Raw genomic sequence first — 26,265 nt, 5'->3', positions numbered from 1 at the left:
CTAAAAAGTCCCGATCACTGTTCCCCCTCGAAAAAAACAATAAATTGAGGAGATCCAAGCATGCGCATTTCATCACTGTCGATACTGCTCGCATCGGCCCTGTTCGGCTCCGCTCAAGCGGTTGAGCGTGAAGCGGATAGTTACAATATCGATACCGACATCACGATCAAGACAGACCAACGCACACGCGGCATCTCGGACTCCCTGCTGGAGCCGTCGTTGATGCTGCATACCGAGATCGCGCACGAAAGCGGTCTTATTGGTCTGTTCGAAGTTGCTCGAATCAGCAAGAAGCAGTTTCCTGATGGCTCGGGAGCCGCCATCACCCTTGGGTTGGGTTATCGCTGGGGCGACCCCGATGCCTGGCACTTCGGCGTCGGTGCCGCCACCGAGCGTTTCCCGGGGGCCAAGTTTCAGGCGCCGCACTCGTTCGATATGGGCACCTTCACCCCCGGCGATTTCAAGACCACCGATTTCAACAGTGACTTCTTGCTGTTCGAGGCCAATTACGGCGCGCTCGAGGGGCGCATGCTCTATGTGATCTCCGACACCTATCGCGGCGCCGATACCGGCGGAGTCTGTGGTCAGATGCTGCAACTCGCCACCGATCCGACCAAGGCACTTGAGTGCTACGGCCGGGGCGACCACAACTCACGCGGCACCATGCTTTTCGATCTCGATTACACGGTCGATTTGATGCCCGCCACCACACTCACCCTGCATGTCGGCCACCAAAAGGTGAAGAACTTCAAGGAAGCCGACTTCACCGACTACGGAGTCGGCCTGACACGCACCCAGTGGGGGCTGGACTGGAGTCTCGACTGGTACTCCACCAACACCAATGCAGGCGAGCTGTACAAGGTGGCCGACGGCAACAAGTTACGCGCGACCGACGGGGATGCGGTCGTCTTTTCCATTACGAGGCGTTTCTGATGTCACACCCCTCCCTTCATCAAGGCAAAACAACCTCAGGTCCGCTGGTGCTCGCGGTCGATCTCGGCACCTCGGGATGCAAGTGCGCGCTCGTCTCTCTCGATGGGACGGTAGCGGCCTGGGCGTTCGAGCCGGTGGAGTTACACGTCGACGGTGTCGGCGTCGAGCAGGATCCGCATGACTGGTGGCAGGCGTTTATCGATGCCGCCGCTGCGGTCTGCAGCGACCCGGAGCTGCGCAAGCGAGTCGTCGCGGTCTGCTGTTCGACACAGGCCGAATGCACGGTCTGCGTCGACCGAGACGGCAACACCCTCGGTCGCGCCATGCTCTGGCTGGATATGCGCGGCGCCCAGGCGATCGCCCGGCGCTTGCGCGGCCGCTTTTTCAACGTGATGGGTCACGCGCCCGGCAAGCTGATGCGCTGGCTGCGATTGACCGGGGGTGTACCTGCCCAATCCGGCAAGGACAACGCCGGACACATCGCCTACATCCGCGATCACGAACCCGAGCGCTACGCGCGAACCTACAAGTTCCTCAATGCACTCGACTATATGAACCTCAGGCTCACCGGCCGCTACTGCTCTACGCCGGATTCGATGCTCACGACCTGGGTCACGGACAACCGCGACCCGCACCGGATCCGCTACGACGCCTCTCTGCTGACGTTGCTTGGCATCGACCGGGAGAAGCTGCCGGATATCATCCCCTCCACCGAGGTGGTCGGGCCGGTGCTGAAAGAGGTGATCGAACAGCTGGGGCTGCCGGGCGATACCGTTGTCGTGGCCGGTGCGATCGATACCTCGGCGGTCGCCGTCGGCGCCGCAGTCCAGGATTTTGAGCCGCACCTCTACCTCGGCACCTCCTCCTGGCTGGGCGCGCATGTACCGTTCAAGAAGACCGATGTGCGCAGCAAGATCGCCTCGGTGCCCTGCGCCATCCCGGGACGCTATCTCGCCATCGCCCTTCAGTCCTCGGCCGGCGTCAACCTGTCGTTCCTGCGCGACCGAATCCTGTTTCATTCGGACGAGTTCCTTAGCGATGAGGAGCAACCCGATGTATACGAGATCCTCAACATCATCGCCGCGCGAGTGCCCGCCGGTGCCAACGGCCTCATCTATATGCCCTGGCTGTTCGGCGAGCGCACCCCGGTGGAGGATTCCACCCTGCGTGCCGGTCTTGTCAATCTCTCGCTCGGCCACTCGCGTGAGGACATCATCCGCGCCTTTCTGGAGGGTGTGGCCTTCAATAGCCGTTGGATGATGGAACCCTTCGTGCGCCTGCTGGGGCGGGATCCGGGGCCGATCGCCGCGGTCGGCGGCGGCGCACAGTCGGACCTCTGGTGTCAGATCATCGCCGATGTGAGCGGCCGGCCGATTCGGCAGATGGAGAATCCGATCCAGGCCAACTCTCAGGGTGCAGCCTTCCTCGCCGGTATCGGTATCGGCGCGCTACGCCCGTCCGATCTCCCTAGCCTGCAACGCCACCGCCGTATCTACGAGCCGAACGCTCAACTGCGCGAGCTGTATGACGAGCGCTTCGGCTTTTTCAAGGAGCTGCATCGCCAGTTGTCCCCGGTCTATGCCCGCCTTAACCAATCAACCCCGAAAGGAGCCGCTTATGCTGGCTGAACGCCAACGACAGCAGGTCGTCGATCTGTGTGTGGCGCTGTCCCGACGCGGATATCTCGCAGGCACCGGCGGCAACGTCGCACTGCGTATCGATGCGGAACAGGTCGCCGTCACCCCCTCGGCCACCGACTACCTGACCATGAACGCCGCCGATGTCTGTGTGGTTCGACTGTCAGACCTCAGCCTGATCGACGGCGAGCGCGACCCGTCGGTGGAAACCGGGCTCCATGCCCAGTTGCTCAGACGCCGCCCCGACGTGGGCTGCAGCATCCATACTCACCAGCCCGTCGCCAGCGCCTGCACACTGCTCGGCAAGGCGCTGAACGTGACCGATCCACAGGCCAGGCGTGTTATCGGCAGCCGGGTACCGCTGATCGGCTACATGCCCTCCGGCACCGGTCTGCTGGCGAGCATGGTCGGCCGGGCGATACGTCCCGATATCAACGCCTACCTCATGCGCAATCACGGCGTGCTCTGTTGCAGCGCCAACATCGACAGTGCCGTTGCCGCCGTCGAAACACTGGAGAGTCAGGCCCACTCCTGGCTATGCCAGGGCATGTCGGCCGAAGCACGTATCCATCCAGAACGAGCTGCCATCCTGCAACGCGTCCAGACAGCACTAGGAGACCTTTCATGAACGCCCAGAACCAAGCGCCACAAAACACTATCGCTCAATCCGACGACGCCCCGCTGACGCCCGCCATCTCGGAATGGCCCGACGTAGATAATCTCTACGAGCGCTTTGCCGAACTCGTGAAGCAGCCGATGCGCACGATCCGGCGCGACGCCATGTCGAAGGTGCTGAACTACTTCGAAGAGCGCTGCCAAACCTCCAAACGCCTGGCCGAAGAGGCGAAGGCTGTGATCCCCGGCGGTGTACAGCACAACCTCTCCTTCAACTACCCCTTCCCGCTGGCAATGAAGCAGGCGCAGGGCGCGCACCTGACCGATGTGGACGGTAACCGCTACATCGACTTCCTGCAGGCCGGCGGCCCGACCCTGCTCGGTTCCAATCCACCGGCGCTGAGAGATAAGGTCAACGAGGTGCTGGAGGAGTGCGGCCCGGTTACCGGCCTGCTGCACGAGTCCGAGGCCAAGCTTGCCGAGCTGGTGTGCCAGTCGATGCCCGGTGTGGATATGGTGCGTCTGCTCGGTTCGGGCACCGAAGCGGTGATGGGTGCGGTGCGTCTGGCCCGCGCCTATACCCAGCGCAAGTGGATCATCAAGATCGGCGGCGCTTACCACGGCTGGAGCGATCAGTTGGTCTACGGCATGCGTCTGCCCAGCACCGGACGCATGGAGGCGATCGGCATTCCGCGCGGCGCCACCGCCCATACCCAGGAGTGTCTGCCCAACGATCTGGGCGCCCTGCGCCGCAAGCTGCAGTTGAACCGCCTGCGCGGCGGTACCGCCGCCGTCATGCTGGAACCGCTGGGTCCGGAGAGCGGCACCCGTCCGGTACATCCGAACTATAACCGTGAGGTTCGCAAGCTGTGCGACGAGTTCGGCGCGCTGCTGATCTTCGATGAGGTGGTCACCGGGTTCCGCCTTGGCCCCGGCGGCGCCCAGGCCTATTTCAACGTCAAGCCGGATATCACCGTGCTGGGCAAGTGTCTGGCCGGCGGCTACCCCATGGCCGGTGCCATCGGTGGCCGGCGCGATGTCATGATGATGCTGGTGGGCGGTATCGGCACCACCTCGAAGCGTGCCTTCGTCGGCGGCACCCTATCCGCCAACCCACTCTCCTGCGTGGCCGGTTACCACGCGCTGCTCGAGGCTCAACGCCTGGATGCAGCGGGCAAGGCGGGACGGGCGGGCGATCGCCTGCGACGCGGACTGGAGGAGATCATCAAGCGCCGCAACCTGCCCTACGTGGTGTACAACATGGGATCGATCGTCCACCTGCAGACATCCGGCGTGCTGCTGCTCGATACCAGCAACCTGTACAAGCTGTGGCGCGTCAAGGATGAAGCCAGGCAGCGCAAACATATGATGGAGGAGATGGGCGCGGCGTACTCGGCCCACGGCCTCATCACGCTGGCCGGCAGCCGGATCTACACCAGCCTTGCCGATACCGACGAGGTGATCGACGACGCGCTTAACCGCTTTGACGATGTTTTCGATCTGGTGTGACGCTATGACTGATGCAAACAACCTGAAGAACAGCTGGATCGAAACCCGCAATCGGCTGGTGGCCAAGGCGCTGCTCGGTGGTAGCCTCGCCAGCCTGTCGGTGCGCTGCCCGAACGAAGACAAGATGTGGTTCGGCCTGGTAACCGATGAGCAGCCCGTGCTCGTCGATCGACAGGCCCACGGCGCCGGAGAGCCCGCCTCGCTCCACGCCGCCACCTATAAACTGCGCGGCGATGTCGGCGCCATAGCCTTGGGTGCCGGCGCGTTCGGCGCCTTGATGGCCGGCTTCAACGGCATGATGCCGCAGCTGTTCGACGAGCAGGCCCGGCACATCGGCCCCATGCCACAGCCGATCGATCGCAAAAGCCGGCTGGAATCTGCCTTGCGTCCTGGCGGCAACGTGCTGCTCTGGGGTGGCTTGCCCCTGTGTCTGGGCATCACCTACACGCGGCTCGCGCTCAATGCCGAGCTGTTCGAGAAATGTGCCAAGGCGTATGTGCTGGCGGCAGCCACCGGTGGGCGGATCAAAAGCCTGCCCTGGTGGGTGCGGCGAATCGCCAACGGCCGTCTGGCCAAGGATCAGGCGCGCGCTCAGGCGGCATTCGCCCGGGGCGAGCTGCCGACCGAGAGCCGCGGCTACTAGGTCGAACCGAATAGCGGAGGTGTTTCCATGCAACCCCTGTCTCCACGCGACGTATCGCTGCGTTCAACGGCATTGGCACTGGCGATCGGCTCGATCGCGCTGTTGATTCTCGGCCTGCAACCGATACTGCTCGGTCAGCTATTTGCAGCGCAGGTCGTCACTATCCAGGGCATCGGCCTGATCGCCATGGGCGAGATCGTGGCGCTGGGCCTAGGCGTGGTACTGGCAGACGCCTTTCTGCCGCTGTCGCGCGCCTGGCGGATCGCCGCACTGGCATCGCTGACCATCATGGTTCTGGATGGTATCACCTGTCTCATCGATGGCGATCTGCCGATGGCGGCGGTTCGTACAATGGCGGGGCTGCCCGAGGGGATACTGGTGTGGCTCACCACCAGTATCATCGTCCGCAGCCACAACCCCGACCGGCTCGCCGCTGTCTTCATGGTGGCGCAAACGTTGAGTCAGGCGATTGTCGCGGCACTGTTCACGGGCGTTGTCGTACCGATGGCGGGCTGGCAGGGAGGCTTTGCGGTACTGGCCGCTCTGTCGCTGCTGCCCTGCATGTTGGCCCGTTCGCTACCGCAACGCCTGCGGCCGCTGCACAGCCAAAGTTCGGCCGGCATGCGCTGGAGCTTCACCTCCCTGCTGCCGCTGACACTGGCCTTTCTGCAGATGGCGTCGATCGGTTCACTCTGGGCCTATCTGGAGCCGCTAGGCCTTGCTTACGGTCTGCACGACCAGGATGTGGGCGGCGTGGTATCGCTTGTGCTGATGATGCAGGTATGCGGCGGTATCGTCGCCATCTTCACGGTGCGGCGCCTCAACACCCGACTGATTCTGGCATTGGGCACGGTGGCGCTGGGTGGCATTGCGCTCACCCTGCTCCAGCTCGATAAACCCAGTCTCGCCCTCTTCTCCATGCTGCTGGCGGCCTTCGGGTTCACTTGGCTGTTTATCATGCCCTTCCATATCGTCCTGGCCTTTATCGTCGATCCGAGCGGACGGGTAGCGGTGCTCGTGCCCGCCGCACAGCTGTTGGGCAGTGCCTTCGGCCCACTGATCGTGTCGCTGGCGGTACAGGATGATAACGCGCTGTTGGTACCTGTCTTCAGCGCCGGCTTTGCCATGCTCGCACTGGTGTTGAAAACCCTTGGCCATATACCGCTGTCGCGACAGGCAGCTCTTCTGGAGAACACGCCATGAGCCCGGACGATCAGATCCCCAACGGCACCGACGTGCCGATCCGGCAACTCTTTGACGCACAGCGGGAAACGGCACTACGGCTGCGCACCAGCAGTGCAGACGAGCGCCGGCGCAAGCTGAAACGGTTAAACGACGCACTACTGGGGCGCCGTGAAGCACTGTATGAGGCGTTTCAGACCGACTTTCGCAAGCCCGCCGCCGAGGTCGAACTCTCCGAGCTGTTGCCGGTGGTCGACGAGATTCACATGGCCCGACACGAACTGGGCCGATGGATGAAACCCAAGTCTGTCGGTTCGACGCTTGCCACCTTCGGTACCAGGGCAAGCCTGACCTACCAGAGCAAGGGCCGTTGTCTAATCATCGGACCGTGGAACTACCCGGTCTCGACCCTGATCGGCCCGCTGGTATCGGCGATCGCCGCGGGCAATACCGTCATTCTGAAACCCTCGGAGTTCACCCCGGCGGTGAACGCGGTACTGGCCGATCTCATCGCCGAGGTGTTCGATGTCACCGAAGTGGCCTGGGTCGAAGGCGACGCCACTACCGCCCAGGCACTGCTCGACTGCCCCTTCGATCATATCTTCTTCACCGGCTCGCCCCAGGTGGGCAAGTTGGTGATGGCGGCGGCCTCACGGCACCTGGCGTCGGTGACGCTGGAACTGGGCGGCAAGTCGCCGGTGATCGTCGACGAGAGCACCGATCTCCAGCGTGCGGCCGAGGTGATCATCTGGGGCAAGTTGATCAATGCCGGCCAGAGCTGCATCGCCCCCGATACGCTGTTCGTGCAACGCAGCGTCCGCGACAAGCTGATGCAGCACTGCAAGGAGATCATCGCCCGCCGCTACGGAACCCGGGACACAGACATCGCCGACAGCCCGGATTTTTCCCGCATCATCAACACCCGGCATGCAGGCCGGATCGCGGCACTCGTCGACGAGGCACTCGAACTGGGGGCCAAACGCATTGCAGGCGGCCCACATGATGTGGACGGCTGCTTTGTCGCCCCCACACTGCTCACCGACATCCCCGACTCCGCCCGTATCCTGGAGGAGGAGATCTTCGGGCCGGTGCTGCCGGTAATCGAGTTCGAGCAGGTCGATGACGTGATCGCCTACGTCAATGCCCGGCCCAAACCGCTGGCCCTGTACCTGTGGAGCACACGCCAAGCGACGATTCGCCAGATTCGCGATAACACCAGCTCGGGCAGCTTCGTACTCAATCACTGCATGCTGCAATACGCACACAGCCGCCTGCCCTTCGGCGGCGTCAACAACTCGGGCATCGGTAGCAGCCACGGCATCTACGGGTTCAAGGCGTTCTCCCACGAACGCGCCTGCCTTCGCGGTGGTCCGGTACTGGTGGTGAAGACGTTTTTCCCGCCCTACACCCCCGTCAAACGCAAACTCATCGGCAGCCTGATCCAGTGGCTGTGCAGATTTTGAAGCCGGGAGTACGAAACATGAAACGGCTCAATCTATTGCTGATCGCCTGCGCGATGCTCTATATCGGCCATGTGCAAGCGGATCCTAGCACACGTCAGATCAAACTGTTCAGCGTCAACTGCGCCCAGTGTCATGTGGGCGGCAACCGCTTCATACCGACCATGGGCAGAGCGAAGGATTGGGTAGAGCGCAATCGGCGTGGCGAGGACGCCCTGGTGAAAAGCGTAATGCAGGGGTTGGGCGGCATGCCGCCCTCAGGTTACTGCTCCGCCTGTGACGAAGCCGATATTCGTGTGCTGGTGCGTCTGGTCGCAGGCCTGAAGGAGGGACAACAATGAGAAACGGTCGTCGTCGTTTTTTGCAGGGTAGCGCCGCCGTTATGGCCGCAGGCTTACTGCCCGGCTGCGGATCTCCCCCTGATCCAGCCGTACCGGGCGTCGCCGTCGTCCACGACCCCGACAAACCCCTCCCCTGGATCAACTGGGCCGGGAATCAGTACTGCAATCCCGCACAACGCGTGGCGCCCGATGCAGAGGCCGCGGTTGTCGAGGCGATGAAACAAAGCCGTGGCACCGTGCGGGCGGTCGGCGCGAGCCATTCATTCACCCCGCTGGTACCAACCGATGACACGCTGATCGCAACCGACCTGCTCAGCGGATTGATCGATTACGACAGCCAGAGCCTTCAGGCCGAGTTGTGGGCCGGGACACGTCTGCACGACCTGGGTCCGCTGTTGGCCAAGGTGGGCCAGGCATTGCCCAACATGCCCGACGTGGATCGCTTTTCCCTGGCCGGCGCCCTCGCCAACTCGGCCCACGCCACAGGCGCCGGTTTCGGATCCATGTCGACACAGATCAGCGCGCTCACCCTCGCTACTCCCGGCGGCGACCTGCTCCGCTGCTCGGCCACCGAGAACCCCGAACTGTTTCAGGCCGCACGCGTCTCGCTCGGCGCGCTGGGCATCGTCACGCGCGTGCGACTGCAGAACGTCAAGAGTTTCAACCTGACGGAAACCAACCGGGTCGAATACACCGAAGACGTGCTCGACGACCTGGAGCGGCGCGTGGAAGTGCACCGGCATTTCGAGTTTCTGCCGCTGCCCAACTCCGACCTGGCTGCAACGGTATCCACCGATCTGGCCAAGCCGGGCGACATCAGCCAGGGCGAAGACGACCCGGAAGCACTTAATAAACTGCGCAGCCTATTCGACAACATCAGTTGGCTACCCGGCGCCGGGCGGGTCTACGACTGGCTGCTGAAGCGCACACTGGCCGACGAGGCGACCACCACGCGCACAGGCCCCTCCTATCGGATATTTGCCCACCCACGTCTGGTGCGTTTTCGCGAGATGGAGTACATCGTGCCGGCTGAAGCCGGTCCGGCCTGCCTACGGGAGATTCTGCATACGATACGCGAGCGCGGAATTCCCACCTGCTTCCCGCTGGAATACCGCACGGTGGCCGCGGACGATATCTGGCTATCCATGTTCGAGGGACGGCCGAGCGTCGCCATCGCCGTACACCAGTTCGGCGACCTGGACCACAGGTCCTATTTCGAGCAGATCGAGCCGATCTTCTGGAAATATGAGGGCCGCCCCCATTGGGCCAAGCTGCACACCCTGGATACCGAGCGTCTGGCAGCACTCTATCCCCGTCACTGGAAGGAGTTTCATGCCGTCAGGGAGAGCATCGACCCCCAGGGCAAGATGCTGAACCCCTATCTCAAGCATCTGTTCGGTGTGGCCTGAGATGATCAACCGACGACGCTTTCTGATCGGCAGCGGTGCGGCCGCCGCTGCGCTGGTGATCGCTCAACCGCGCACCCACGCGGGTGGGTATTCGCCCTACTTTGCCCGGCTAAATTCGGTGCTGCGTGCACAGGGTATCGACCGGCCGGTGCTGCTGATCGATATGGATCGGCTCGACCGCAATATCGATCGGGTCATGCAGTCGGTGAGCACGGGCACGCCGAGCAACTACCGCGTCGTGGTCAAATCGGTACCCGCCCCCGGTCTGGTGGACTATATCGCGACACGCTCGGGAACCGCCTCCAGCATGGTGTTCCACCGCCCCTTTCTCGAAGCAATCACACGTCTGCGCCCACGGGACGACATTCTGCTCGGTAAACCCCTTCCGGTCGCCGCCGTTGCCCGCTTCTACGATAGGCCGGCGGGGGAGTTCGACCCGGCCCGGCAGCTCCAGTGGCTGGTCGACACCCCCGAGCGGCTGAACCAATACCTGCACCTGGCGCAGGTACGCGGTCTTAAGCTACGCATCAATCTGGAGATCGATGTCGGACTGCACCGCGGGGGCTTCGCCGATCCACAAGCGCTGCGCCCGGTGTTGACGACCATCGCCGACAACCCCGATCACCTGACCTTCTCCGGCTTCATGGGCTACGACGCCCATGTATCGGCACTCCCTTCGCTTCTGGCGCATGTCGAGATAGGGCGTGTGAAGGCACGCTATGCCGACTGCATCGAACTACTGAAGAGTCAATTCCCGCAACTGGCCCAGGGACCGCTGACCTTCAACGGCGCCGGCAGCCCAACCTTTCGCAACTACGAACAGGACTCACCGCTCAACGATATTTCGGTCGGCTCCGCACTGCTGAAACCCAGCCATTACGATCTGCCGCTCCTGGCCGACTTCGAGCCCTGTGCCTATATCGCCTCGCCGGTACTCAAGCGCCACCCGAGCACCGGAGTGCCCACCCTGGAGTGGTTGGCAGGCCCGATGGAACTATGGGATGCGAACTGCGCCGATACGCTGTTTATCTATGGCGGGAACTGGCTGGCGCAACCCGAATCGCCCTTGGGGGTGCGCCGAGCGGATATTTACAGAAGCTCAAATCAGGAGGGCTACTACGCAGCCAAAGGCGTCAAGCTGGCGGTGGACGACTGTCTCTTCCTGCGCCCAACGCAGTCCGAAGCGGTGCTGCTGCAGTTCGGCGAACTGCTTGGTATCCGTGGCGATCATATAGAGCGGCGCTGGTCAGTGCTCCCGCCTGAGATTGGGCGCGGGACCTAAGCGCCGCCCACAAAATCAAGGCGTTAGAAAAAACGACTGCGCAAAATCAAGGGTTCGCTCATACAGGATCTACAGATTCTTCTTACTATCCGCTCCCTACCGGTATACAGTCGGGGGACTGGGGAACTTACGTTCCCCTGCCCTCCAGAGATCCGGACGTGCGCGATTGACGCATCCGGCTCCTCGGAATTACGGTTTCACTACCGAACGGCGGAACCGGCGAATCAGGCGCGGCGGGGGCAGCGGGTAGCGCTTCAGCAAACGCTGGAAGGTAGACCAGTCGAGCCAGGCCTTCTGTGAGCGACGGCTGAGCCACTTGTGCCACAACCGCACCACCTCGGTACGGAAACGTCCAAGACTCGCCGCATTCCCGGCTATCCCGTAGTATCCGTAGTGTCCTTCCAGTTTCTGCCTCAGCGTTTTCCACTGCTCGCGTACCGCCTGATGTCGATTCTTTCGGCACCACTCCTTGATCCGTCCCAGCGCTTTGGTAAAACGATCCTTGGCCGTTTTCTGCTTGACCACCCAGCACCCCTTTCTTGACCTCGCCCAGTGGTGGGTGAAGCCCAGAAATCCGAAGCTGCCGAACTCTTCGCCCGGGTTAGACTGCACCCGCGGTGGCCGGAAGTTCACCAGTCTCGTCTTGTCCGGATGGACCGTCAGTCCGTACTTGTCGAGTCGCTTCGGCAGAACCGACAAGACACGACGTGCGTCCCTTTCATTGCTGAACCCCATCACAAAGTCGTCCGCGTAGCGGACCAGAAAGGCTTGCCCCTGAAGCCGGGGCATGACTTCCTGATCGAACCATACGTCCAGCACTTCGTGAAGGTAGATATTGGCCAGCAGCGGGGACACGACACCGTCCTTGCGGGTGCGGCGGTACGCTTCCATCATCCAGTCAAGATCCATATGGTGAGCCAACGCATTGAGTGCCTTCTCCGGCACGCTCCTGGCCAATTCCGCTATCTGTTGTTGTTTCGTTGAGACGCGTGTGGAACCCAATGTTTCCGCCATCTTTCCCTCCAACAGTTCCGTATTCCGGCAGCCCCTTCGCTCCGGCGGGTCCATCGGATCAGTTCCCCGCCTTCATCACTACTATTGTCTGCTCCGACTCCCTGCCCCCCTTCCCGTCGCGCATCGTTTCCTTCGCTTGACGGTACCGACCGAGTGCCGTTGCTTCGCTCCTGCCGCAGGCGACATCCCATGGCAGGCCTGGACGGTTTTACGTGAGCGCCCATCACGATCTCTGTCGGAGGCGACAGGGCCTCCCAGGTTCCTGGCATCCCCCTATGCCAGCGTGCCCCGCTCTATGACTCCGGTGAGACCTACGCGCCAGGCCAGTTACGGCGTTTCGTCGCTGCCTTCGGCCTTACCCACGGCATCGGCCCTCACGACAAGTGCCTTTCGGAGCTCAATCACGCAGCCCGCTGACTCCCCGTGTACGCTTCGCAGCCTGGGTTACCCCAGCACCACGCAACACTCGGTTCCGACTGCAGGCCAGCTTTATCGGACGGGATTTCCACCCGCAGGGGATGAACGTAAGGTTTCCGTCTGTTTCTTACTTCCTCCTTACCCAGGCTTAGCCTGGCGCACGGGCAATCGCACTATTCCAGGCGTTGGGCCGATGTGGTCGGGCCGCGCCCAATAAGCTTCACTCGCTATCGGATATCCTTTGCATCGCCCTCTGTGCGGTACTCTCCAGTATGGGAACTCGCCGGCATGGATGACCGGGAAGCGGTGGCAGAATTTGGCCGCGTCAAGAAGGACTGGCTGCGACAATTCTTGCCGCTGCCCAACGGTATTTCCTCCCACGATACCTTTGGCCGCGTATTTTCCCTGATCGACCCGGAGGCGTTCGAGGCGGCCTTTTTCGACTGGGCCGCCCATGCACGCATCGGCGGCGACGCGCCGGCTCAGTTGGCACTGGACGGCAAGAGCGTGCGCCGCTCCCATCGCGGTTCACCCGGTCGTGCGCTGAACCTGCTCCACGCCTGGTCCTGCGAGGCCAATCTGCTCGTGGCTCAGCGCGCGGTGGACGCAAAATCGAACGAGATAACGGCGATCCCGAACATCCTGTCGTTGTTCGATCTGAGGGGTGTCACCGTCTCAATCGATGCCATCGGCTGCCAAAAAACCGTGGCGCGGCAGATCACCGAAGGCGGGGGCGATTATGTATTGGCCCTCACGGGGAACCAGAGCATGTTGCATGATGACGTTCGCCTGTTCATGGAGACCCTGGCGGGTCGAGAATAGCCTGCATTGGGTGCTCGACGTGGCCTTCAACGAGGATCAATCACGGGCAAGAGTGGGGCATGCGGCGGAAAACCTGGCCATCGTCCGACGCTTTGCGCTGAACCTGCTACGCCAGTCCAAGGGCTCCAAACTCGGGGTCAAGAACAAGCGACTGCGTGCTGCCTATGACGACGCCTTCCGGGCCTCGGTGCTGCAGCTCCCCGCGCATGAACAGTGATGACTCTCGCCTGTCACCGGGGTTCGCCATTGTCGGGAAGAGCACACCGGTCGATTGGCGCCGTGCTGTAGAGGGGTGGTGGTACCGCTTCCGGGAGGCCGTCTGCCGCCAGGGAGGGCGGCAGTCGAGCGGTCATGGATGACGAAAAGCGTGTCACACGGAAGCGGTACCACCGGCCCGGACCGGCACCCATCGTGATCAGGTAGTGCGATTGCCCTGCCGTCTCGGGGTCAATTTCCTTGCACCTCTTAAGTTTTATTTAAGCTGCCCCGCCTAAATTGGCTCCATCCTGAAACCGCGAACAACGGAGTCGCTACCATGAACAAACTCATCTCCGCTCTGCTGATCTCAACCGCCGCCCTCTCCGCCACCGCTTATGCCGAAGAGGAGCTCTGCGACGTGCCCAAGGCCGAGTGGCAGCCCCAGGAGGCGCTGGAGCAGTCACTGCAGGCCAAGGGCTGGGAGATCCGCAAGGTCAAGGTCGACGAGGGCTGCTACGAGGTCTACGCGAAGAACGAAAAGGGCGAGCGGGTCGAGGCCTACTTCGATCCGAAGAGCTTCGAAATCGTCAAGATGCAGGATTAACGGGAGTCCGGGATGAAATCCACCACTGCGCCAACCACCCCACAAGCGGCAACGGTCAAAGTCTGGGACCCGCTGGTACGCGTCTTCCACTGGTCCTTGGTGCTGAGCTTTGCCATCGCCTGGATCAGTGCCGATGAGTGGCAGGATCTGCATGAGACCTGCGGCTACGTTGTGGTGGGTCTGGTGCTGTTCCGTCTGTTCTGGGGACTGGTCGGCTCGCGTTATGCGCGCTTCGCCCAATTCGTGCGCCATCCACGCACCGTGGTCGGCTATCTGCACGATATCCGCCACGCCCGTGAGGCACGCCACATCGGCCATAACCCGGCCGGAGGCATGATGGTGATCGCGCTGCTGATCGGCCTGAGCACCCTCACCTTCAGCGGCTGGCTCGGCACCACCGACCGCTTCTGGGGCGTGGAGTGGGTCGAGGAGCTGCATGAGCTGATCGGCAACCTGGTCCTGCTGCTGGTCGGACTGCATCTCGCCGGCGTGGTGCTGGCCAGCCTGCGCCACCGCGAAAGCCTGGTCAAAGCGATGCTGACCGGACGCAAGCGTGCACCGCTGCCCCAGGATATCGACTGACTGGCAGCCGCCAGAGCAGCACAACCAAGGCCCGACCCCGATACAACGGCGCCGGGCTGTTTTACACTGACAGCTCAGGCAAATTGCACGGGGCATGCAGTGAAGATCACCTTTCTCGGCACCTCATCCGGTGCTCCGACCCGTTATCGCAACCTCAGCGCCACCGCCGTCCAGCCCGAGCGCGGCAAACCCTGGGTGCTGGTCGACTGCGGCGAGGCGACCCAACACCAGCTGCTGCGCACACCGCTGTCGCCGCTGCGGCTGGAGGCGATACTGATCACCCATATCCACGGCGACCACTGCTACGGCCTGCCAGGGCTGCTCGCCTCCTGCCAGCTCAACGGCCGCACCGCGCCACTGACCCTGGTCGGTCCGCAGGCGGTCTGGGAGTATCTGCAGGCGGTGATGCAGTTCACCGAGATGCGTATCGACTACCCGCTGCAGTTTCTGCCGGTGAATGAAAAGCTGGATGTTAGCGCCGGCGGCTTCCAGATCAGCGCCGCGCCATTGAGCCATCGTACCGAGTGCTGGGGTTACCGCCTGCGCGAGACTCAGGTTCCACTGCAGTTGAACGTTGAGCGTCTGCAGGCGGAGGGCATCGCGCCGGGCCCCGGGTACGCCCACCTGCAACGGGGCGAAGATCTGCAGCTGGCGGATGGTCGCTGGCTGAGCAGTGCCGACTACACCCAGCTCTCGCGCAGGCCGCGGGTGGCGGTTATCGCCGGCGACAACGACCGTCCCGAGCTCCTCGCCGGGCTGTGCGAGGGGGCGGACCTGCTGGTGCATGAAGCGACATACACCGAGGATATCCTGTTGCAGGTCGGGCCCGAGCCGCAGCACAGCAGTGCCGAGCGGGTGGCGCGTTTTGCCGAGCAGCAGCGGATACCGAACCTGATCCTGACCCATTTCAGCCCCCGCTACCTGAGCAAACCCCGGCGTCAGGGGGATCGGCTGGTCGCCGAGATCCGCGCCGAGGCCAGACGCCATTACAGCGGCCAGTTGCAGCTGGCCGAAGACCTGGCCAGCTGGCTGATCAGCCGGGATGGTATGCTGCTACCCTTATAAAGAGGTCAGTCCGTGACGAGGGTGCTGTCGACCCGTGCAAGCAAAGATCCAACCAGCGTCTGGTACCGTAACAAACAGTGTCAAGCGCCTGTTATCGATCCACTTTCGATCTGCCAAGGGAAACCTGCACCGATGCCATTGAGTCCCTCTCTGCTCCAGTTTCTGCACCAACATCCGCGCCTGCTGGTGCTGACCGGCGCCGGTATCAGCACCGATTCGGGCATCCCGGATTACCGTGACCGCAACGGCGAGTGGAAGCGCAAGCAACCGATGCAGCACGCCGACTTCATGCACAGCCAGAGCACCCGTCAGCGTTATTGGGGGCGCAGTCTGATCGGCTGGCCGGTGATGCAGCGCGCACGGCCCAACCTGGCCCACAAGGCACTGGCCCTGCTCGAGCAATTGGGTCATGTGGAACTGTTGGTCACCCAGAACGTAGACGGCTTGCACCAGCGCGCCGGCTCTCAGGCGGTGATCGACCTGCACGGACGCGCCGACCAGGTGATCTGCATGAGCTGCGATTACCGCTGCAGTCGTGACGAGGTGCACGGTCGCTCGGCGGCGCTGAACCCGGCGTTCATCCACTTCAGCGCCGAAACGGCACCCGATGGCGATGCCGACCTGGAGGTGGATTTCAGCCGTTTCGAGGTGCCGCACTGCCCCCGCTGCAGCGGCATTCTGAAACCCGATGTGGTGTTCTTTGGCGACAACGTGCCGAAGACCCGCGTGCAACAGGCGCTCGATGCCCTGCAACAGGCCGACGCCCTGCTGGTGATCGGCTCTTCGCTGATGGTCTACTCCGGCTTTCGCTTCTGCAAACGGGCCCAGGAGTGGGGCAAACCGATGGCGGCACTGACCCTGGGTCGTACCCGCGCCGACGAGCTGCTCGATCTGAAACTGGACGCGCCGATCGGACCGACACTGGAGCAGTTGATCCAGGCGCTTAAGCCCACCACCGTTCAGCCCGCTGAAATCGCAAGGGATTCGGTCGCCAAATAGGGCTATACCGTTGCCACTATCTATGCCAAAACTGTTGCCAGTACTGCAGCTAAGAGCAGGGCGCTCTCGCTGAGTTCGATCAGCGCCCCGGCAACATCCCCTGTACAGCCGCCCAAACGCTGCAGCGTCGCCCGGCGAACCAATAGATAGACCAGCGCCGGCAGCGCCAGCCAGAGCGGCTGTATGAGTATCAGCCCCAGCCCGACAGCGGCGGCCAGCAGAGACACAGCCGTTACCGGCTTCTCGGCCAGCATATCACTGGCGATACCGCCGGGGCGGGCATAGGGGGTTTGCACCAGCAGCAGCAACGCGGCCGTGCGTGCGACCACCGGCGCCAGCAGCAGCGCGAGCCAGTCGGCCTGCGGCAGCAACGCCAGCAGCAGGCTCCACTTCAACAGCAGCTGCAGCAACAACACCAGTACACCGCTGGCGCCGATATGGGGGTCTTTCATGATCGCCAGCGTGCGCTCGCGATCGCCCAGCCCGCCCATCCAGCCATCGGCACTGTCGGCCAGGCCATCCAGATGCAGACCGCCGGTCAGGCCGCACCAGAGCAGCAGCAGCAACGTGGCCCGCAGCTCCAGCGGCAATCCGCCGCTCAACATCTCGCCGAGGCAGAGCAGGACACCGATCAACAACCCCACCGCCGGGTAATACAGCAGCGACAGCGCCTGCTGACGTCGATCCGGCAGGTCCGGCAGATGCACCGGAAGCAGGGTCAGGAACTGCAGGGCGGACTTGAATGCCCGCAGGTGGTGGCGCGGGGCGTTCAATGCTCGATCAGCCCGAAACTGTGCAGAGAGCCGTGCTCGGGCATCTGCTCGAACAGCTGCTCACGCGGCAGACGCAGGATCAGGCAGCGCATCACGCAAATCACGCCGCCGTGACAGATCAGCAGCACACGCCCGCTGTGGCGATGCCGAAGATCGTCCAGCACGCTCTTCAGGCGGTCGAAGAAACCGTCCATGCTCTCCGCACCGGGCGGCGGGTGGCGCCAGGGATCCTGCCAGAACCGCTCCAGCGCCTGCGGATCGCGGGCATAGAGCAGCTCGCCGGTGAGCCCGTCCCAATCGCCGAAGTCATACTCCGCCAGACGTGGCTCCACGGTCAGGCGATCTGACCCGGCCCAGTCGCGGGCGAACGCCAGGCAACGTATCAGCGGCGAGCTGATAATCGCGTCATAATCCTCGGGTGAGCGTTGCACCAGCCCCTGCCACATCTGCTGTCGGCCGCGTTCTGTCAGCGCTGCGTCGGTGCGCCCCAGGTAGCAGCGGCCACGACTGGTTTCGCCATGGCGCAGCAGCTCGATATGCAGGCTCACTCCACCGCTCCCGATACCGCCGCCTCGTCGAAGGTGGCCATCTGCGCATGCAGCGTGCACGCCATGCGGATCAGGGGCACGGCCACCGCGGCGCCGCTACCCTCGCCCAGGCGCAGCCCCAGATCCAGCAGCGGCCAGGAGGGCAGGTTGTCCAGCAGCAGGGCATAACCGGGCTCGGCGGAGCAGTGGGAGAAGATCAACCAGTCGCTCAGGCCCGGTTGCAACTGGCAGGCGATCAGCGCCGCCACGGTGCAGATAAAGCCGTCGACCAGCACCGGCACGCCTTGCTGCCCACAACGTAGATAGGCGCCACACAGCGCCGCAATCTCGAATCCGCCGAGACAGCGCAGCAGCTCTAGCGGCTGTTCGGCCCGGGGCTGGTGCAGTGCCAGTGCGCGCTCGATCACCGCGACCTTGTGCAGGATGCCGCTGCTGTCGAGCCCGGTGCCGGGGCCCGCCAACGCCGCCGCGGGCTGCTCGAGCAGGGCGGCCGCCAGCGCGGTAGCGGCGGTGGTGTTGCCGATGCCCATCTCGCCGCCGATAAACAGATCGACCGTATCGCCCTCGTCAACGGCGCGCTCCACCGCCAGCCGCCCCACCCCCATCGCTTGTACCAACTGCTCTTTGCTCATCGCGGCCTCACAGGCCAGATTGCCGCTCTGCGGCGCGATCACGCAGCTCTCCACACCCGGCATGGGTGCCAGTTCGATCACCGTGCCCAGGTTGTAGACCCGTAACCGGGCATCGAGCGCCCGGGCGGCAACGCTGATCGCGGCACCACCCGTAGCGAAGTTGGCGATCATCTGTGCCGTTACCGCCTGTGGATAAGCCGACACTCCCTCGGCCGCCACACCATGATCGGCGGCAAACACTGCGATCGCCACCCGCTCCGCTTGCGGGCAGGCCCTGCCCTGCATCCCGGCCAGCCGGATCGCCAGCCGCTCCAGATCTCCCAGTGCACCCAGCGGCTTAGTCAGCTGGCTCTGCCGCCGTTCTGCCTCGATTGCGGCCTGCCGGTGCAGCTCTGCCGCCGGTGATGCCAGCCAGCCCAGAAATGCCTGGTCATAGCCCTCCACGTAACTCAAACCCTGTCCCCTTTCACCACCAGTGGCAAACCCGCCACCATCAACACCACCTGGTCGGCCTGTGCCGCCACCGCCTGGTGCAGCCAGCCCGACTCGTCAACGAAGCGCCGGCTCAACTCGCCCAGCGGCACCACGCCCATACCGGTTTCGTTGGACACCAGGATGATCTCGCCCCGGGCACGCGCCAGCTCAGCGACCAGCGCGTCGCGTTCGGCACGGATATCGGCACCGGCAAGCAACTGATTGGTTATCCACAGGGTCAGGCAGTCGACCAGCAGACAGCGCCCCGGCCCCTGCTGTTCGCGGATCGCCCGCACCAACGCCCGCGGCTCCTCGATGGTGTGCCAGTGCGCCGGGCGGCGCGCGCGATGGCTGGCCAGCCGTGCTCGCATCTCGGCATCCCGCGCCTCGGCGGTGGCAATGTAGACCACCTCCAGCCCGGAGTCTTCGGCCAGCTGCTCGGCACGGCGACTTTTACCGGAACGGGCGCCGCCGGTAATGAAACGGATCATCGTCCACCTCCCTCATCCAGCCCCAACAGCGCCAGTACAGCGTCGAGATCCAGATGCTGCTCCAGCGTATCGGCCAGCCGCTCGATACCCGCCTCGCGGATAGCGACATAGTCGATGCCCGGCGCCTGATCCAGTCCCGCCCAGTGCAGGAAGGCGGCACAGGCCTCGGGCTGCTCGAACAACCCATGCAGGTAGCAGCCCGCCACCTGTCCATCCTCGGACAGGGTGCCGTCGAGTCCCTGCTCCAGTGCCAGCAACGACGGCGCATCGGAAGCCGTCTGGCTGACACCGCAGTGAATCTCATAGCCGCGAATCGGCACCTGACGACCACCGAGGAACAGCTGGCCACTGCTGTTACGCAAGATCTTCTCAGGTTTCAGTTCGCTACTCAGCGGCAGCAGGTCCAGCCCGGGACTGCTGCCGATCGGCCCTTCGATACCCAACGGATCGTCCACCCACTCACCGAGCATCTGGTAACCGCCGCAGATCCCCAGTACCCGGCCGCCGTAACGCAGATGGCGCTTCAGGTAGCCCTCCCAGCCCTGTTCGCGCAGCCAGTCAAGGTCGCTGCGCACCGATTTGGAACCGGGCAGGATCAGCAGATCAGCTGGCGGCTTGGCTTGGTCCGGGCCGACAAAATTGATGCGCACCTGGGGATGCAGGCGCAGCGGGTCGAAATCGGTGTGGTTACTGATATGGGGCAGCACCGGCACGACGATGTTCAGGGCATCGGCGCTTTTCTCCACGCTTTCGGCCGTGGCCACGGCATCCTCCGCCTCCAGGTGCAGGCCGTGCAGGTAGGGCAGCACGCCCAGCACCGGCTTGCCGGTACGCTGCTCCAGCCAGTCCAGGCCGGGTTTCAGCAATTCGATGTCGCCGCGAAAGCGGTTGATCACGAAGCCCTTGATCCGCGCCTGTTCGCTCGGACTGAGCAGCTCCAGCGTGCCGACCAGATGGGCGAATACGCCGCCGCGGTCGATATCGGCGATCAGGATCACCGGGCAGTCCACCCGCTCGGCGAAGCCCATATTGGCGATATCGCGGTCACGCAGGTTGATCTCCGCCGGCGAGCCCGCGCCCTCCACCAGCACGGCGCAGTACTGCGTCGTCAGCCGCTGATGGGAGTCGGCCACCGCCTGCCAGGCCACCGCCTTGTAATCGTGGTAGCTGGCCGCCTCCATGTTATCCACAGCCCGGCCGTGGATGATCACCTGGGCACCGGTATCGGAACAGGGCTTGAGCAGCACCGGGTTCATATCCACATGGGGCGCCAGTCCACAGGCCTGGGCCTGCACCGCCTGGGCGCGACCGATCTCGCCCCCCTCGGCGGTCACGGCGCTGTTCAGCGCCATGTTCTGCGGTTTGAACGGCGCCACGGCAATGCCGCGGCGCCTGAGCACTCGGCACAGCCCGGCCACCAGAGTGCTCTTGCCGGCGTCGGATGTGGTCCCCTGGACCATCAAGGTATGAGCGCCTTGCTCGCTGAGGGCTTCACCCGTCACTGCTTGATCTCCTGTAATGCGTGCTCCAGTTGCCGCCATTGCGCCTCGCTACCGGGCAGGCCGAACCTGAGGCCGGGTGGATCGTTAAAACAACGCACCAACACCGCCCGCATCGCCAGACGCTGCTGAATCGATTCGGCCCGCTCGGTCGGGATCCAGGCGAACAACGACGTACTGCTAACAGGCTCGACAAAGAACCTGGCCAGGAGATCGACCAGACGCTGTTGCTGCAGCCGCAGGTTGACCCGGGCAAACCGCTGCCACTCTTGGTCCTGCAACGCCTTGGTCGCCAGCCAGCGCGAGGGGTGGGCCAGTGCCCAGGGGCCTATAAGTGGCGCGAGCGCGTGTCTGATTGTCGATTCTGCAAACAGAAATCCGACACGCAGACCGGCAAGGCCGAAAAACTTGCCCAGAGAGCGTAGAATGATCAGTCCGCGCGGGAGTTCGGGGCCCAGCAGGCTGAGCTCCGGCGTTGCGTCGATAAACGCTTCGTCCACCACCAGCCAGCCACCGCGAGCAGCCAGTTGCGCACGCCAGCGCTCAAGCTGCTCGGGCGTGAAACTGCAGCCGCTGGGATTGCAGGGGTTGATCAGCACCAGTACCTCCAGCTGCGGCAGCCGGGACTCGATCTGCAATGCACTCAGCCCCTTAACATCATGGCCATGCAGCTGCCAGTGATGCCGATGCTCGGCGTAACCCGGCGTCAGTACGCCGACCCGACCACTCCCGCATAGTGCCTGTCGCAGCCTGGGCAGTAGCTGTATTCCCTGTTGTGAGCCAGCCAATGGCAGCAGTTGATCACAACCGTAGTAGTCCGCCGCCGCCATTTCCAGCTGATCATCCACCTCCGGTAGACGGGCAAACACCTCGGAGGGAATATCCGGTACCGGCCAACCCCGTGGATTGATCCCGGTGGACAGATCCAGCCAGTGACCGCGGGGAATCCCGTGCCGTTCGGCGGCGGCATTCAGACCACCGCCATGCTCCGGCTGCCCCATTGCCATCATGACCAGGTCTCCAGTATCAGCTGCATGAGCAGGATCGCCGCCAGCCAGAGCACGACACTGTGCCCGACCAGGTCCAGCGCCCGCTGCAGATCCTGGCGCCGGGCTGCGGCGCCTTTGCCCAGACAAGGCTTGTCGATCCAGACCCCGCGATAGCAGGTCAGCCCGCCCAGGCGCACCCCGAGAGCGCCGGCGCCGCTGGCCATCACCGGTCCGGCATTGGGGCTGTCATGGGCCGATGCCTGCAGCCGCCAGCAGGACAACGCCCGTCGAGTATCACCGCACAGGGCATAAGCGAGCGCGGTGAGCCGCGCCGGTATCAGCCCGACCAGGTCGTCCAGCCGCGCCGCGGCCCAGCCGAAATGGAGAAAACGCTCGCTCTTGTAGCCCCAGCTGGCATCCAGGGTGTTGATCAACCGGAACGCCAGTACCCCCGGTGCGCCGGCGACACAGAACCAGAACAGGGCGCCGAACACCGCATCGCTGCCGTTCTCCAGGATCGATTCCACGGCGCTGCGCTCGATCTCCAGCCACGCCTCATCCCGGCTACAGATACGCGCGGTCAGCCGTCGCGCCTCAGCCAGATCGCCCGCCGAGAGCGCCGTCATGATCGGTAGCGTATGGGCGCGCAGGCTGTTCAGCCCCAACGCGAACCAGAGCACCAGCACCGAGATCAACCAGCCGACAGAGGGTTGCTGTACCAGCCATACACAGAGCAGGACCGGCGGCACTACCAGCAGAAGTACGGCGATCAGCCCCAATAGCCGCCTCCCTGTCGCGTCACCGCGGTTCAGCCGCTGCTCTATCCACCGGGCACAACGGCCGAAGCCGACCAGCGGGTGCCAGCGCCGCGGCTCTCCCCACCAGAGGTCCAGCAATACGCCAGCAACCAGCATTAGCGCACTCATACCGGTGTATCCGCCGTTGGCCAGTGGTTCTCGAACAGCATCTCCGATAACGGCGCCGCGCTGGCCCAGCCCGCCTGCTCCAGCATCGGCCGCTCGTAAAACTCGTCCACCGGGCCGATACAGAGGATCGCCACCGCTTTGCTGCCCGCGGGCATCTGTAACAGCTCGGCCAGTGCATCAGGGTCGAACAGGGAGACCCAGCCAACGCCCACGCCCTCGGCACGGGCCGCCAGCCACAGGTTCTGAATCGCGCAGGCGACCGAGGCCAGGTCCATCTCCGGCAGGGTGCGGCGGCCAAACAGGTGTCGCTCACGCTGATCCATCAGCGCCACCACCAGCAGCTCGGCACAACGGTCCAGTCCATCGACCTTGAGCCTGAGGAACTCCTGTTCACGTCCGCCAAGCGCTTTGGCGGTTGCCAGCCGCTCCCGCTCGACCAATGCGCGGACCTGGCCCCGCAGATCGACATCGCGGATACGGATAAAACGCCAGGGCTGCATCAAGCCAACACTGGGCGCCTGATGCGCCGCCTGCAGCAGGCGTTGCAGAACCTCGGCAGACATCGGCTCGTTGCTGAAGTGACGCATATCGCGTCGCTCACGGATGGCACGATAGACGGCCGCCCGCTCCAGTTCGCTGAACGCGTCACTCATGGCCTGAGCAGCTCCGCCACTGCCGCCGGATTGGATGGAAAATAGCAGTGGAAGTAGGAGGCGGTCAGCCGACGCACACGGTACACAGGCTCGGCCGCCCGGCGACCATTGGGGCACTCGCCACGCGCGATCGGCTCCAGCACAGTGTCGAGGCTGGAATGATGAAAGGTGTGCCCGCGCAGCTCGGCAGTCCCGCCCGCGACCGACAACTGAAGCCGCTGCAGGCCCAGCGCGGTAAAACGCGCGTGCATCTGTGCCCGAGCCGGCAGCACGCCACAGAACTCCACCCTGTCGCCGTTCAGCGAGGTCAGGGATTCACTGAGCCAGAGCATGCCGCCGCACTCCGCCAGTATCGGCTTGCCCTGTTGATGGTGGTCCAGCACCTGCTCCATCAGGCTCCAGTTGGCGCCAAGCTCGGTCAGGTAGAGTTCGGGATAGCCGCCCGGCAGGTAGAGGCTGTGCACCTCCGGAAGCCTGGTATCCTGCAGCGGCGAGAAAAACACCAGTTCGGCGCCGAGCTGGCGCAGGCAGTCGAGGTTGGCGGGATAGAGAAAGCTGAACGCGGCATCCCGTGCCACGCCAATCCGCACACCCGCGAGCAGTCGCGGCGTTGCCTCCACCGGCTGGGGCTGAAACGTCACCGGCGCTGGCAACTCGGTACCGGCGCTGTCGGCGATCGCATCCGCGGCAGCATCCAGCCGCTGCTCCAGGTCGTCGATCTCACTACCCTGCATCAGGCCGAGATGGCGACTGGGCAGCTCGAACGCCTGCTCCCTTGGCAACGCGCCGTACCAGCGTAGCGCCTCCGGCAACGCCTGCTGCAGCATCTGCGCATGGCCGGTGCTGCCCACCCGATTGGCCATGACCCCGCTGAATTCGAGGGGGGTACGGTAATTCGCCAAACCCTGCGCCAGAGCGCCGAAGGTCTGTGCCATACCGCCGGCATCGATCACCGCCAGTACCGGGATACCGAACAGCTCGGCCAGGTCGGCACTGCTGGGGGCACCGTCGAACAGCCCCATCACCCCTTCGATCAGAATCAGGTCCGCCTCGCCGGCCGCATCCCAAAGCAGGTGCTTGCAGTGCTCGGCGCCGCCCATAAACAGGTCGAGCTGATAGACCTCGCTGCCGCAGGCCTGGGACAGGATCATCGGATCAAGGAAATCGGGACCGGTCTTGAACACCCTGACCCGCCGTCCCAAGCGGGTATGCAGTCGCGCCAACGCCGCTGTGACGGTAGTTTTGCCCTGGCCTGAGGCCGGGGCGGAGACCAGCAGTGCCGGACAGCGACGCACGGACTGTGGAGCTTCGGTATTCCATTCGGTTCCCTTCATCGCCAGACTCCCTTCACCGCCAGACTCCCCTCACAGCTCGACGCCCTTCTGCGCCCGGATCCCGGCCTTGAATGCGTGTTTGACCACCTGCATCTCGGTCACCGTATCGGCAGCATCGATCAGCGCCTGGGGTGCACCACGGCCGGTGATCGCCACATGTTGCATCGGCGGTCTTTGGGCCAGCGCCTCAAGCACTTCGTCGAGCGCGATATAGCCGTATTTCAGCGCAATATTCAGCTCATCCAGCACCACCAGCCCGATGGTCGGATCGGCCAGCAGCTCGCACGCCTGCGCCCAGGCAGCCTGAGCCGCCTCCACATCCCGAGCCCGATCCTGGGTCTCCCAAGTGAAGCCCTCGCCCATGACGTGGTAGCGCACCTCGGGGAAGCGGCGGAAAAACGCCTCCTCGCCGGTGCTGAAGCTGCCCTTGATGAACTGCACCACGCCAACCTGCATGCCGTGGCCCAGCGCACGCGCCAGCATGCCGAACGCGGAGCTGCTCTTGCCCTTGCCGTTGCCGGTCAACACCAGCAGCACCCCGCGGTCGATATCGGCGCGGGCGATGGCGTCGTCGACCACCGCCTTTTTGCGCTGCATCCGCGCCCGGTGGCGCTGGTCCCGGCTGTTTGTGTCGCTCATGCCCGGGCAACCTGACGCGGGCGGGCGCTGTGCAGCGTGAGCTGGATCAGACCACCGAGCACCGCAACATAGCCGAACAGCGTCTCCAGCCGCGCCGGCAGGTAGAGTTCGAAGCGCACCCACAGCCCGATCAGGTTGGGGTCGGAGTAGGTACCGGAGAAGTAGTAGTACCCCCCACTGGAGAACAGGTTGGAGACGAAGGCACTGGCGAACAGCAGCAGCGCCAGCGGCACCAGGGTCATCCAGTTGTCGCGGTGCAGGCGTGCATAGGTGCGGCCACCAAACCAGAGCGAGGCGTAGGCGGGCAGCAGCAGCGCATACGCCGGCGACACGCAGTGATGCTTGGCCGCCTCGGTGAAACCGCCCAACGAAACCAGATCCAGTGTCACCGCCTGCAGGAACAGCAGCGGAAAGACCCAGGCCGGTCGCAGGAACACGCCGGCGAGGAAAAACACAGCCCAGGAGGCACTGGGTAGCGCCTCGACAGTGGCGAAGTGCTGACCGCGGGTGACCGCCATCAGCAGGATCAGCCCGATACCTATGCCATACTGCTGCGTTTTAGTCAGGTTGTTCATCAACAACTCCTTTCAGTCTG

General features: G+C 63.8%; 26 protein-coding genes and 1 pseudogene. 15 read left to right on the top strand and 12 right to left on the bottom strand.

Annotated elements, in window-relative coordinates:
• Positions 1–60: 60 nt before the first annotated feature.
• The 10 genes from KQ940_RS10485 to KQ940_RS10440 are packed head-to-tail and all read left to right on the top strand — an operon-like array spanning position 61 to position 11,011.
• Positions 61–933: a TorF family putative porin gene (locus KQ940_RS10485; RefSeq protein ID WP_217413523.1), complete on the top strand. Its 873-nt coding sequence runs from the start codon at positions 61–63 to the stop codon at positions 931–933.
• Complete coding sequence (locus tag KQ940_RS10480; RefSeq protein WP_217413521.1) at positions 933–2,561, top strand: xylulokinase; 1,629 nt, start codon at positions 933–935, stop codon at positions 2,559–2,561. The genes KQ940_RS10485 and KQ940_RS10480 overlap by 1 nt, the downstream gene beginning before the upstream one ends.
• Entirely contained in the window at positions 2,551–3,198 is a 648-nt protein-coding gene (locus tag KQ940_RS10475; protein ID WP_217413520.1) for a class II aldolase/adducin family protein, read from the top strand. Before KQ940_RS10480 ends, KQ940_RS10475 begins: the two co-directional genes overlap by 11 nt.
• Positions 3,195–4,694, top strand: coding sequence for an aspartate aminotransferase family protein (locus KQ940_RS10470; protein ID WP_217413519.1), 1,500 nt, complete (start codon positions 3,195–3,197; stop codon positions 4,692–4,694). The genes KQ940_RS10475 and KQ940_RS10470 overlap by 4 nt, the downstream gene beginning before the upstream one ends.
• 4 nt (positions 4,695–4,698) lie before the next feature.
• Entirely contained in the window at positions 4,699–5,337 is a 639-nt protein-coding gene (locus KQ940_RS10465) for a class II aldolase/adducin head domain-containing protein (RefSeq protein ID WP_217413518.1), read from the top strand.
• Positions 5,338–5,364: 27 nt separating this feature from the next.
• Positions 5,365–6,540, top strand: coding sequence for an MFS transporter (locus KQ940_RS10460; protein ID WP_217413517.1), 1,176 nt, complete (start codon positions 5,365–5,367; stop codon positions 6,538–6,540).
• A complete protein-coding gene (locus KQ940_RS10455) occupies positions 6,537–7,982 on the top strand; it encodes an aldehyde dehydrogenase family protein (protein ID WP_217413515.1) in 1,446 nt (481 codons plus the stop codon). Before KQ940_RS10460 ends, KQ940_RS10455 begins: the two co-directional genes overlap by 4 nt.
• Before the next feature lie 17 nt (positions 7,983–7,999).
• On the top strand, positions 8,000–8,320 hold the full coding sequence (locus KQ940_RS10450) for a c-type cytochrome (RefSeq protein WP_217413513.1): 321 nt from the start codon (positions 8,000–8,002) through the stop codon (positions 8,318–8,320).
• The gene (locus KQ940_RS10445; protein WP_217413559.1) at positions 8,317–9,729 is read left to right on the top strand and encodes a D-arabinono-1,4-lactone oxidase; all 1,413 of its coding nucleotides are present in this window, start codon (positions 8,317–8,319) and stop codon (positions 9,727–9,729) included. The genes KQ940_RS10450 and KQ940_RS10445 overlap by 4 nt, the downstream gene beginning before the upstream one ends.
• Position 9,730: 1 nt before the next feature.
• Entirely contained in the window at positions 9,731–11,011 is a 1,281-nt protein-coding gene (locus tag KQ940_RS10440; protein WP_217413558.1) for an alanine racemase, read from the top strand.
• A 189-nt stretch (positions 11,012–11,200) separates the two neighbouring features.
• Here the strand turns inward: KQ940_RS10440 and KQ940_RS10435 are convergent, their stop codons facing one another.
• Complete coding sequence (locus tag KQ940_RS10435; RefSeq protein ID WP_217413511.1) at positions 11,201–12,025, bottom strand: reverse transcriptase domain-containing protein; 825 nt, start codon at positions 12,023–12,025, stop codon at positions 11,201–11,203.
• A gap of 617 nt (positions 12,026–12,642) precedes the next feature.
• Here KQ940_RS10435 and KQ940_RS10430 point away from each other — a divergent pair.
• From KQ940_RS10430 to KQ940_RS10405, 5 genes and pseudogenes are all read left to right on the top strand, one after another.
• Positions 12,643–13,481 (top strand): annotated as a pseudogene (locus tag KQ940_RS10430) (ISAs1 family transposase); the annotation flags it as partial.
• Positions 13,482–13,799: 318 nt separating this feature from the next.
• A complete protein-coding gene (locus tag KQ940_RS10420; protein WP_217413508.1) occupies positions 13,800–14,066 on the top strand; it encodes a PepSY domain-containing protein in 267 nt (88 codons plus the stop codon).
• 12 nt (positions 14,067–14,078) lie between these two features.
• Positions 14,079–14,648, top strand: coding sequence for a cytochrome b/b6 domain-containing protein (locus KQ940_RS10415; protein WP_217413507.1), 570 nt, complete (start codon positions 14,079–14,081; stop codon positions 14,646–14,648).
• 99 nt (positions 14,649–14,747) lie between these two features.
• The gene (locus tag KQ940_RS10410) at positions 14,748–15,713 is read left to right on the top strand and encodes a ribonuclease Z (protein ID WP_217413506.1); all 966 of its coding nucleotides are present in this window, start codon (positions 14,748–14,750) and stop codon (positions 15,711–15,713) included.
• 132 nt (positions 15,714–15,845) lie between these two features.
• Entirely contained in the window at positions 15,846–16,712 is an 867-nt protein-coding gene (locus tag KQ940_RS10405; RefSeq protein ID WP_217413505.1) for an NAD-dependent protein deacetylase, read from the top strand.
• Between the two features lie 20 nt (positions 16,713–16,732).
• Here KQ940_RS10405 and cobS read toward each other — a convergent pair whose 3' ends face one another.
• Genes cobS through KQ940_RS10350 form a run of 11 tightly spaced genes read right to left on the bottom strand, consistent with a single transcriptional unit; the run spans position 16,733 to position 26,245 of the window.
• On the bottom strand, positions 16,733–17,485 hold the full coding sequence (gene cobS, locus KQ940_RS10400; RefSeq protein WP_246589955.1) for an adenosylcobinamide-GDP ribazoletransferase: 753 nt from the start codon (positions 17,483–17,485) through the stop codon (positions 16,733–16,735).
• Entirely contained in the window at positions 17,482–18,033 is a 552-nt protein-coding gene (locus tag KQ940_RS10395; RefSeq protein WP_217413504.1) for a histidine phosphatase family protein, read from the bottom strand. Before KQ940_RS10395 ends, cobS begins: the two co-directional genes overlap by 4 nt.
• The gene (cobT, locus tag KQ940_RS10390) at positions 18,030–19,109 is read right to left on the bottom strand and encodes a nicotinate-nucleotide--dimethylbenzimidazole phosphoribosyltransferase (protein ID WP_343222647.1); all 1,080 of its coding nucleotides are present in this window, start codon (positions 19,107–19,109) and stop codon (positions 18,030–18,032) included. The genes KQ940_RS10395 and cobT overlap by 4 nt, the downstream gene beginning before the upstream one ends.
• Before the next feature lie 5 nt (positions 19,110–19,114).
• Positions 19,115–19,630, bottom strand: a complete 516-nt coding sequence (cobU, locus tag KQ940_RS10385) for a bifunctional adenosylcobinamide kinase/adenosylcobinamide-phosphate guanylyltransferase (RefSeq protein ID WP_217413503.1) — start codon at positions 19,628–19,630, stop codon at positions 19,115–19,117.
• Positions 19,627–21,090 carry a cobyric acid synthase gene (locus KQ940_RS10380; RefSeq protein WP_246589970.1) on the bottom strand — a complete coding sequence of 488 codons (1,464 nt, stop codon included), beginning with the start codon at positions 21,088–21,090 and terminating at the stop codon, positions 19,627–19,629. Before KQ940_RS10380 ends, cobU begins: the two co-directional genes overlap by 4 nt.
• A gap of 38 nt (positions 21,091–21,128) precedes the next feature.
• Complete coding sequence (gene cobD / locus KQ940_RS10375) at positions 21,129–22,139, bottom strand: threonine-phosphate decarboxylase CobD (RefSeq protein WP_217413501.1); 1,011 nt, start codon at positions 22,137–22,139, stop codon at positions 21,129–21,131.
• Positions 22,136–23,044, bottom strand: coding sequence for an adenosylcobinamide-phosphate synthase CbiB (gene cbiB / locus KQ940_RS10370; protein ID WP_217413500.1), 909 nt, complete (start codon positions 23,042–23,044; stop codon positions 22,136–22,138). Before cbiB ends, cobD begins: the two co-directional genes overlap by 4 nt.
• A complete protein-coding gene (gene bluB / locus KQ940_RS10365; protein WP_217413498.1) occupies positions 23,041–23,697 on the bottom strand; it encodes a 5,6-dimethylbenzimidazole synthase in 657 nt (218 codons plus the stop codon). The genes cbiB and bluB overlap by 4 nt, the downstream gene beginning before the upstream one ends.
• Positions 23,694–25,031 (bottom strand): cobyrinic acid a,c-diamide synthase CobB, encoded by a 1,338-nt coding sequence (locus tag KQ940_RS10360; protein ID WP_217413496.1) that lies wholly within the window; start codon positions 25,029–25,031, stop codon positions 23,694–23,696. Before KQ940_RS10360 ends, bluB begins: the two co-directional genes overlap by 4 nt.
• A gap of 30 nt (positions 25,032–25,061) precedes the next feature.
• Positions 25,062–25,670: a cob(I)yrinic acid a,c-diamide adenosyltransferase gene (gene cobO / locus KQ940_RS10355; RefSeq protein ID WP_217413494.1), complete on the bottom strand. Its 609-nt coding sequence runs from the start codon at positions 25,668–25,670 to the stop codon at positions 25,062–25,064.
• Positions 25,667–26,245, bottom strand: a complete 579-nt coding sequence (locus tag KQ940_RS10350; RefSeq protein WP_217413493.1) for a hypothetical protein — start codon at positions 26,243–26,245, stop codon at positions 25,667–25,669. The genes cobO and KQ940_RS10350 overlap by 4 nt, the downstream gene beginning before the upstream one ends.
• Positions 26,246–26,265 lie beyond the last annotated feature (20 nt).

Source organism: Marinobacterium ramblicola (genome assembly GCF_019084545.1).
GTDB lineage: Bacteria > Pseudomonadota > Gammaproteobacteria > Pseudomonadales > Balneatricaceae > Marinobacterium_D > Marinobacterium_D ramblicola.
The sequence above is the reverse complement of the archived record's forward strand: the minus strand, read 5'-3'. Positions and strand labels throughout refer to the sequence as shown.

What these genes read in the sequence shown, in the direction of transcription:
- KQ940_RS10485 (WP_217413523.1), top strand. Translation starts at nt 61, where the DNA reads ATGCGCATTTCATCACTGTCGATACTGCTCGCATCGGCCCTGTTCGGC.
- KQ940_RS10480 (WP_217413521.1), top strand. Translation starts at nt 933, where the DNA reads ATGTCACACCCCTCCCTTCATCAAGGCAAAACAACCTCAGGTCCGCTG.
- KQ940_RS10475 (WP_217413520.1), top strand. Translation starts at nt 2,551, where the DNA reads ATGCTGGCTGAACGCCAACGACAGCAGGTCGTCGATCTGTGTGTGGCG.
- KQ940_RS10470 (WP_217413519.1), top strand. Translation starts at nt 3,195, where the DNA reads ATGAACGCCCAGAACCAAGCGCCACAAAACACTATCGCTCAATCCGAC.
- KQ940_RS10465 (WP_217413518.1), top strand. Translation starts at nt 4,699, where the DNA reads ATGACTGATGCAAACAACCTGAAGAACAGCTGGATCGAAACCCGCAAT.
- KQ940_RS10460 (WP_217413517.1), top strand. Translation starts at nt 5,365, where the DNA reads ATGCAACCCCTGTCTCCACGCGACGTATCGCTGCGTTCAACGGCATTG.
- KQ940_RS10455 (WP_217413515.1), top strand. Translation starts at nt 6,537, where the DNA reads ATGAGCCCGGACGATCAGATCCCCAACGGCACCGACGTGCCGATCCGG.
- KQ940_RS10450 (WP_217413513.1), top strand. Translation starts at nt 8,000, where the DNA reads ATGAAACGGCTCAATCTATTGCTGATCGCCTGCGCGATGCTCTATATC.
- KQ940_RS10445 (WP_217413559.1), top strand. Translation starts at nt 8,317, where the DNA reads ATGAGAAACGGTCGTCGTCGTTTTTTGCAGGGTAGCGCCGCCGTTATG.
- KQ940_RS10440 (WP_217413558.1), top strand. Translation starts at nt 9,731, where the DNA reads ATGATCAACCGACGACGCTTTCTGATCGGCAGCGGTGCGGCCGCCGCT.
- KQ940_RS10435 (WP_217413511.1), bottom strand. Translation starts at nt 12,025, where the DNA reads ATGGCGGAAACATTGGGTTCCACACGCGTCTCAACGAAACAACAACAG.
- KQ940_RS10420 (WP_217413508.1), top strand. Translation starts at nt 13,800, where the DNA reads ATGAACAAACTCATCTCCGCTCTGCTGATCTCAACCGCCGCCCTCTCC.
- KQ940_RS10415 (WP_217413507.1), top strand. Translation starts at nt 14,079, where the DNA reads ATGAAATCCACCACTGCGCCAACCACCCCACAAGCGGCAACGGTCAAA.
- KQ940_RS10405 (WP_217413505.1), top strand. Translation starts at nt 15,846, where the DNA reads ATGCCATTGAGTCCCTCTCTGCTCCAGTTTCTGCACCAACATCCGCGC.
- cobU (WP_217413503.1), bottom strand. Translation starts at nt 19,630, where the DNA reads ATGATCCGTTTCATTACCGGCGGCGCCCGTTCCGGTAAAAGTCGCCGT.
- KQ940_RS10380 (WP_246589970.1), bottom strand. Translation starts at nt 21,090, where the DNA reads ATGGTCCAGGGGACCACATCCGACGCCGGCAAGAGCACTCTGGTGGCC.
- cobD (WP_217413501.1), bottom strand. Translation starts at nt 22,139, where the DNA reads ATGATGGCAATGGGGCAGCCGGAGCATGGCGGTGGTCTGAATGCCGCC.
- cbiB (WP_217413500.1), bottom strand. Translation starts at nt 23,044, where the DNA reads ATGAGTGCGCTAATGCTGGTTGCTGGCGTATTGCTGGACCTCTGGTGG.
- bluB (WP_217413498.1), bottom strand. Translation starts at nt 23,697, where the DNA reads ATGAGTGACGCGTTCAGCGAACTGGAGCGGGCGGCCGTCTATCGTGCC.
- KQ940_RS10360 (WP_217413496.1), bottom strand. Translation starts at nt 25,031, where the DNA reads ATGAAGGGAACCGAATGGAATACCGAAGCTCCACAGTCCGTGCGTCGC.
- cobO (WP_217413494.1), bottom strand. Translation starts at nt 25,670, where the DNA reads ATGAGCGACACAAACAGCCGGGACCAGCGCCACCGGGCGCGGATGCAG.
- KQ940_RS10350 (WP_217413493.1), bottom strand. Translation starts at nt 26,245, where the DNA reads ATGAACAACCTGACTAAAACGCAGCAGTATGGCATAGGTATCGGGCTG.